Genomic DNA, 3,350 nt, shown 5'->3' on the forward strand with positions numbered 1-3,350 from the left:
CTATACCTCGGGCACCACGGGCAATCCGAAGGGCGCGCTGCATGCCCATCGCGTACTGCTGGGCCACCTGCCCGGCGTCGAGATGAGCCATGACTTCCTGCCGCAGAAGGGCGACCGCATCTGGACGCCCGCCGATTGGGCGTGGATCGGCGGGCTCTTGGATGTGCTGCTTCCGGCGCTGCATCACGGCGTGCCGGTCGTGGCCTGCCGTTTCCGCAAATTCTCGGCCAAAGCCGCGGCCGATCTGATCCGGCGGCTGAGCGTGCGCAACGCCTTCCTGCCGCCGACCGCGCTGAAGATGATGAAAGCCGATCCCGAGAGCCTGTCGTGGAACCTCGATATGCGCTCGGTCGCCTCGGGGGGTGAACCGCTCGGCGCGCAGCTCCTCGACTGGGGGCGCAAGGCGCTTGGCGTCACGATCAACGAGTTCTACGGCCAGACGGAGTGCAACATGGTGGTGTCCTCCGCCGCGAGCCTCGATGCGCCCGAACCCGGCGCGATGGGCTGGCCAGTGCCGGGCCACGAGGTCGCGATCGTCGACAGCCAGACAGGTCAGGTTCTGCCCGATGGCGAAGAAGGCGCGATTGCCGTGCGCGCGCCCGATCCGGTGATGTTTCTGGGCTATTTCAACCAGCCCGACGCGACCGAGGCGAAATTCGTCACCGGCCTCGACGGGCGCTGGCTGCTGACCGGCGACCGGGGCGTCAGCGGCGACGGCGGGCGGCTGCGCTTCAAGGGGCGCGACGACGATATCATCTCGACCGGCGGCTACCGCGTGGGCCCCGCCGAAATCGAGGATTGCCTGATCTCGCATCCGGCGGTGCAGATGGCGGGCGTCGTGGGCCAGCCCGATCCGTTGCGCGGCGAGATCGTCGCGGCCTTCGTCACGCTCTGCCCCGGCCACACCGATACCGAGGCGCTGCGCGAAGACCTTGCCGCCCATGTCCGCGCGCGGCTCGCGAAATACGAATATCCCCGCGCGATCTACGTGATCGACGACATGCCCGTGACCACCACCGGCAAGATCATCCGCAACGCGCTACGCGCCCGCCTACCCAAGGAGCCCGCCCTATGAGCCCCGTCCTCTTCGAGACCCGCGGCAATATCGCGATCATCACCCTCAACCGCCCCGAGCGGCGCAACGCGATCAATGCCGAAGCCGGCCATGCCCTGGCCGAGGCGGTGGCCCGTCTGGAAGCGGATGACGCACTGCAGATCGGCATCCTGCGCGGCGAAGGCGCAGTGTTCTGCGCAGGGATGGACCTCGCCGCTTTCACCGAAGGTAAGGTCGAGGAATTACTATTTGCTGAAGGCGGTTTCGGCGGTCTGACCGAGTCCCACCGCAGCAAACCTATCATCGCCGCGTGCCATGGCGCCGCGCTCGCGGGCGGGTTCGAACTTGCCTTGGGTTGCGACATGATCGTGGCCGAAGAGGGCTGCCGCTTCGGCCTGCCCGAAGTGCTGCGCGGGCTGGTGGCGGGCGCGGGCGGCGCGCTGCGGTTGGCGAGCCTCATCCCCCCGGCCCGGGCGCGCGAATTGCTCCTGACGGGGCGGCTGTTCGACACGGCGGAAGCGTGGGATCTGGGCCTGATCGCCCGGCGCGCCGAGGCCGGGCAAGCGTTTGACGCGGCGCTGGCGCTGGCCGAGGAGGTCGCGAAGAACGCGCCCTTGGCCCTGCGCGAGACCCTGCGCCTGTCGCGCGAGATCGAGCGCCGCGCGGTCGACCCGCTTTGGGAGGAGAATGCGCGGACCTTGAAAGCCGTGATGGCGAGCGAGGACGCAGCCGAAGGCGCGCGGGCTTTCCTGGAGAAGCGCGCGCCGGCGTGGTCGGGGAGATAAGGGACGCGCCCGAGCCTTGGGGTGAGCCGTGTCTCGGAAGGCTTCCAGTGGAAGGCTTCAGCGGCGAACGCGCCGCGCGTCGCGGCGCAGGGGGCGCTTGTGTTTGGCGAAGAGGGACGCGCCCGAGCCTTGGGTGGGCGCGTTGATGCGCTTGTGGCTTGGCGGTTTATCTCTCAAGCCCGCATGTCGGTGATGCTCGCGATGACAACGCCAACGCGCCCTCCCGGCGGGAGGCTCGGGCGCGGCCCGGGCTGGTCGCCCGGGCCAACGTATGGGCCACAACCCCCTCACAAAACGAAAAGGCCCGAGGCGCATCGCCCCGGGCCCATTTCCTAACTCCAAGCGCCCCCCTAAGAAGCCGCCCTGCCCTCAGCTCTCCGCAGCCAAGAACGCCTTGCGGCGCTCGACCCGCTCGCGGATCTTCTCGACATCGGCGATCGGCGTCGCCGCCAGCAGCGTCTTGGTATATTCGTGCTGCGGATTGGCGAAGATCTGATCGCGCGAGGCGTATTCCACCACCTCGCCCGCATTCATCACCATCACATCATCCGCGAAATAGCGCACGACCGAGAGGTCGTGGCTCACGAAGATATAGGACAGGTCGAACTCGTCCTGCAGGTCTTTGAGCAGGTTCAGCACCTGCGCCTGCACCGACAGATCGAGCGCCGAGACCGGCTCGTCCAGCACGAGGATCTGCGGGTTCAGCATCAGCGCGCGCGCAATCGCGATCCGCTGGCGCTGACCGCCCGAGAACATATGCGGGTAGCGGTTGTAGTGCTGCCGCTCGAGGCCGACCTTCTCCAGCATCTCCTCGGCGCGCTTGCGGCGCTCCTTGGCGGGGATGTCGGTGTTGATGATCAGCGGCTCGGTCAGAACCTCGCCCACCTTCTGGCGCGGGTTGAGCGACGAATAGGGGTTCTGGAAGACGATCTGAACCTTGGCGCGCAATGCGGACGTCACCTTGGTTTCCTTGATGTCGATCTTCTCGCCCTGAATATACAGATCGCCCGAGTTGGCCGGGTCGATCAGCGTCAGGATGCGCGCCAGCGTGGACTTGCCGCAGCCGGATTCGCCGACGATGGCCAGCGTCTTGCCCTGCTCGAGCGAGAACGAGATGCCGTGCAGCGCCCGGATCGTCTTCGCCCCGCGCAGGAACCCGCCCGAGACGATGTAGTCGCGCGTGATGTCGCGCCCTTCGAGGATCACACTCATTGCACGCCCTCCCAGCCATCGGCGACGGTCAGCAGACGGTCCCCGGTCGCGTTCTCCGGCAGCGCGGCCAGAAGCGCGCGCGTATAGGGATGCTGCGGGTTCTCGAAGAGTGAGAGCACGTCGGCCTCCTCCAGTTTGCGGCCCTTGAACTGGACCGAGACGCGGTCGGCGGTCTCGGCCACGACGCCCATGTCATGGGTGATCATGATCAGCCCCATGCCGTATTCCTCCTGCAGGCTCATCAGCAGATCGAGGATCTGCTTCTGGATCGTCACGTCGAGCGCGGTGGTCGGCTCGTC

3 protein-coding genes and 1 pseudogene are annotated in these 3,350 nt (G+C 67.2%); 2 read left to right on the forward strand and 2 right to left on the reverse strand.

All coding sequences use genetic code 11. From position 1 onward, the window contains the following. Together B3D39_RS11080 and B3D39_RS11085 are read left to right on the forward strand one after the other, a co-directional pair. Positions 1-1,075 (forward strand): AMP-binding protein (locus B3D39_RS11080; RefSeq protein WP_286789686.1); only part of this gene is annotated, 1,075 nt, incomplete at its 5' end. Further along, on the forward strand, positions 1,072-1,839 hold the full coding sequence (locus B3D39_RS11085; protein WP_078605596.1) for a crotonase/enoyl-CoA hydratase family protein: 768 nt from the start codon (positions 1,072-1,074) through the stop codon (positions 1,837-1,839). The genes B3D39_RS11080 and B3D39_RS11085, both read left to right, overlap by 4 nt. Before the next feature lie 369 nt (positions 1,840-2,208). On the opposite strand, the gene B3D39_RS11090 is transcribed toward B3D39_RS11085, so the two are convergent. Both B3D39_RS11090 and B3D39_RS11095 read right to left on the reverse strand, forming a co-directional pair. Beyond that, positions 2,209-3,051 (reverse strand): dipeptide ABC transporter ATP-binding protein, encoded by an 843-nt coding sequence (locus B3D39_RS11090; protein ID WP_078540628.1) that lies wholly within the window; start codon positions 3,049-3,051, stop codon positions 2,209-2,211. After that, positions 3,048-3,350 (reverse strand): annotated as a pseudogene (locus tag B3D39_RS11095) (nickel import ATP-binding protein NikD); the annotation flags it as partial. The pseudogene B3D39_RS11095 and the gene B3D39_RS11090, both read right to left, overlap by 4 nt.

Origin of the sequence: Thioclava sp. UBA3469 (assembly GCF_002378135.1) — a bacterium.
Classification (GTDB): Bacteria; Pseudomonadota; Alphaproteobacteria; order Rhodobacterales; family Rhodobacteraceae; genus Thioclava; species Thioclava sediminum.